This is a genomic window from Mesorhizobium sp. M7A.F.Ca.CA.002.09.1.1 (assembly GCF_003998555.1).
In the GTDB taxonomy this organism is placed as follows: Bacteria; Pseudomonadota; Alphaproteobacteria; order Rhizobiales; family Rhizobiaceae; genus Mesorhizobium; species Mesorhizobium ciceri.
Genome location: NZ_RZRR01000568.1, coordinates 1 through 3,756, shown reverse-complemented (window position 1 = coordinate 3,756; position 3,756 = coordinate 1). Strand labels below are relative to the sequence as shown.

Annotated in this window: 3 protein-coding genes; 1 reads left to right on the top strand and 2 read right to left on the bottom strand. The window is 62.1% G+C overall.

The window, feature by feature from the left end:
• Both EN994_RS22110 and EN994_RS22105 read right to left on the bottom strand, forming a co-directional pair.
• Window positions 1-1,931, bottom strand: a 1,931-nt coding sequence (locus EN994_RS22110) for a [protein-PII] uridylyltransferase (protein WP_127307807.1), incomplete at its 3' end; no start/stop codon positions are given.
• 78 nt (window positions 1,932-2,009) lie between these two features.
• Window positions 2,010-2,834 (bottom strand): glycosyltransferase family 25 protein, encoded by an 825-nt coding sequence (locus tag EN994_RS22105; protein ID WP_013528059.1) that lies wholly within the window; start codon window positions 2,832-2,834, stop codon window positions 2,010-2,012.
• Between the two features lie 189 nt (window positions 2,835-3,023).
• Here EN994_RS22105 and EN994_RS22100 point away from each other — a divergent pair.
• A partial coding sequence (locus EN994_RS22100; protein ID WP_127307806.1) for a YHS domain-containing protein occupies window positions 3,024-3,756 on the top strand: 733 nt, incomplete at its 3' end.

Sequence of the window (3,756 nt, the reverse complement as noted above, 5' to 3'; positions counted from 1 at the left end):
CGCAGCAACTGGCCCTTCCAGCCGTTCCAGACACCCGGTCCGACGCCCCTGATGTCGCAGACGGTGAGGATCAAAAGCAGCTTCAGCCGCTCGACCGACTGCACGATCGCGGCGAAATCCTCGATGGTCTTGCGGTCGTTGAGGTCGCGGGTCTGGGCTGTCATCGACATCACGAGATGGTTCTCGACCAGCCAGGCAACGGTCTCGGTATCGGCAGGCGACAGCCCCATATGCGGACAGATGCGGCGTGCGATCCTGGCCCCCGCCTCGGAATGGTCCTCCGGCCTGCCCTTGGCGATGTCGTGCAGCAGTACGGCGACATAGAGCGCCTCGCGGCTCTTCTTCAGCCCCGGCATCAGCGTGTGCGACAGGGGATGGACCTTTTCGCCGTCGCCGCGTTCGATCTCGGCCAGCACGCCGATGCAGCGGATGAGGTGCTCGTCCACCGTGTAGTGGTGGTACATCGAGAACTGCATCATGGCGACGATCTTGCCGAAATCCGGGATCAGCCTGCCGAGCAGCCCGGCCTCGTTCATGCGGCGCAGATTGAGTTCGGCATTGCGATCCGAGGTCAATATGTCGAGGAACAGCCGGTTGGCCTCCTCGTCGCGCCGCAGCGACTTGTTGACCAGGCCGAGCGAACGGGTCAGCAGCTTCAGCGCATCGGGGTGGAATTCCAGACCGTGCTTGTCGGCGAACCAGAACAGCCTGAGCAGATTGACCGGATCGCGCTCGAACACCTGGTCGTCGGCGATGTTGATGCGGTGGTTGTCGACAATGAAGTCCGACGTGCCGGCCAGCTTGCGCTTGCGCCGCGAGAAAGTCAGGAAGATGCGGTTGAAGCCCGGCACGTGCTTGGCCTGCTCCTCCTCGAGCGCGGCACAGAAGATGCGGGTCAGGTCGCCGACGTCCTTGGCAACGAGGAAGTAGTGCTTCATGAAGCGCTCGACCGCCGACAGGCCGGGGTGCGTGGTGTAGCCGAGCCGTTCGGCGATCTCGCGCTGGATGTCGAAATGCAGCCGCTCCTCGGCCTTGCCGGTGAGGAAATGCATGTGACAGCGTACCGCCCACAGGAAATCCTCGGCTTTCTGGAACTCGCGGTACTCACCCTCGGTGAAGACGCCTTTATCGACCAATTCCTCGCCGGTGCGCACCCGGTAGAAATATTTGCCGATCCAGAACAGCGTCTGCAGATCGCGCAGGCCACCCTTGCCGTCCTTGACGTTGGGCTCGACCAGATAGCGGCTTTCGCCGGCCTTGGCATGGCGGTCATCGCGTTCGGCAAGCTTGGCCTGGACATATTCGGGGCCGGTCGTGCGCACCACCTCATGGTCGAAGCGCAGCATCAGTTCATCATAGAGCTTTTCCTCGCCCCACAGGAAACGTGCTTCGAGGATCGAGGTGCGGATGGTGACGTCGGTGCGCGACAGGCGCAGGCATTCGTCGATATTGCGTGTGGCGTGGCCGACCTTCAGCCCCAGGTCCCACAGCATATAGAGCATGTATTCGACTGTCTGTTCGCCCCACGGCGTCTGCTTGTAAGGCAGCAGGAACAACAGGTCGATGTCGGACCCCGGCGCCAGCGTTCCACGGCCGTAGCCGCCGACAGCGACGACGGCCATGCGCTCCGCGGAGGACGGGTTCTTGACCCGGTAGACATGGGTGACGGCGAAATCGTAAAGCGCCCGGATGATCTCGTCCATGAGATGCGACAGCCGCGCCGCGCAGGCGCTGCCGCCGCCATCGTCCCTCAGCATGCGTTCGGCAATGGCGCGCCCGTCCGCCAGTCGTCCCTTGAGCAGCTGGAGCACACCATTGCGCGCAGCCTGCCCTGAGCCGTCGCCCGCCGTGCCCGCGGTCAGCGCGGTCATCTCGCGGCGCAAGGCTTCGCCGTCGATCAATTCGTCGAGCTTCAGGGAGATTCTTGCCATATATCCAGTCGGCCTTGCCGTTTCGGCGGCGTCTATAGCGCGTTTTGGCGGCGCTGGGTATGGGGCGTTGAAGCCGGTTCAAGACCCGGCTGAGTTTTGGCTCGGATAAGTAAATGGAATGACCATTCTCCGCTTCAGTCGACCGAAATCGACAATGCGCTTGCCTATTCGCCGAGCCTCGGCTTTGACCCTCGCTATGGCTGTCTTTCTGCGTTTCCCGGTCCCGGCGGGTGCGGCGCACTGGATATCCCGCTTTTCTCTGAGCAGGCTTGGCAATTGGAGCGCCCTGTCGCCAAGGAACTGATCTTGCGCGCAGAGCGCAGGAACAAGCTGATAGATCGTCTCGCCTCGCAAAACCGAAAACTCGGGGTTGAAGACAAGGTCGTCGACAGCGATGCCGATCTCCTCGGTGGCCTTGATCAGGTCGAGCGCGGTTTGCCTGGAGATGATGTAGCCGGCGGTTCCTATATGTTCGGCGTCGAGTTTGGATGTGGAAAAGCCGTGACCGATGGCAATGCGCTTGCGTCGGATCACGGTCTTACAGAAGTAGCTTTCGAGCTTGACGACTTCGGCATCGGCTGGGATCCAGTCGCTGTCGCGAAGCAATGCGCCGGCTTTTGCGGCAAAGACGATGTCGTCCTCGAAAATCGCCCCGTAGCGGGCGTCGCCTTGCGCGATGACAGCCCAGCAGGCCCGGTGACTGAGCAGGCAGGCGATCTCGCCGTCAGTCAATGGCAGCCTGTTCCGATATCCGACATTTTGCGGCAGCTGGTCCAGCTCCGGCCGGTCGCGTGCGTCTATGGCCTGAACGCGTTCGAATGCAACGCCGATGCGGGCAAACTCCGCCGTCACACGGGCAAGGCGATCGGGAGACCGATCGAGATTGATGACCAGACGCTTCATTGCCGAAGAAAATCCCCACCCCCGCGACGCTCGCGCTTTCTAGCAGGCCTGGTGTTGCCGCGTGAGACTTTTTCTGGGGTGGATGGACGCGCCGTGGACCGGAGAAGAAAAGTCGAAACAGCCCTTGACCTTCCAGTTACTGGAAGCCCTATCTCCACGTCACACACCGATCCATCAAGGCATTTTCGAATGACGCATTCAGATCACGATCATCACGCGCACGGCAGCTGCTGCTCGACAAAAGGCGCCGTGCCCACCACGAAGAGCGTCGTCCGCGACCCGGTCTGCGGCATGACTGTCGATCCGGCGGCTGGCAAGCCGACGGCCGAGCATGATGGCCATCTCTATCATTTCTGCAGCCAGGGCTGCCGCACGAAATTCGTCGCCGAACTGGAAAAATTCCTGACCGCCACCGATCCGGTCTGCGGCATGAGCGTCGACCGCGCGACAGCCAGTCATTTTGCCCGCCACGAAGGCCAGGGCTTCTATTTCTGCTCGGCCGCTTGCCAGGCGAAATTCGAGGCGGAGCCGCAAAAATATCTCGGCGGCAGGCCAGCACCGCAGCCGATGCCCAAGGGCACGCAATACACCTGCCCGATGCACCCGGAGATCGTCCGCGACAAGCCCGGATCCTGCCCGAAATGCGGCATGGCGCTGGAGCCGATGGGCGTACCAACGGGTGACGAGGGTCCCAATCCGGAACTGGTCGATTTCACCAGGCGATTCTGGGTCAGTGCCGCTCTATCCGTCCCTTTGCTGGTCGTCGCCATGGCGCCGATGCTTGGCCTGACTTTCCAGGCTTTTGTCGACGAGCGGACGAAGGTCTGGCTTGAGCTGGCATTGGCCAGCCCCGTCGTGTTGTGGGCGGCACTGCCTTTCTTCCACCGCGGCTGGGATTCGCTCGTCAACCGCAGCCCCAACA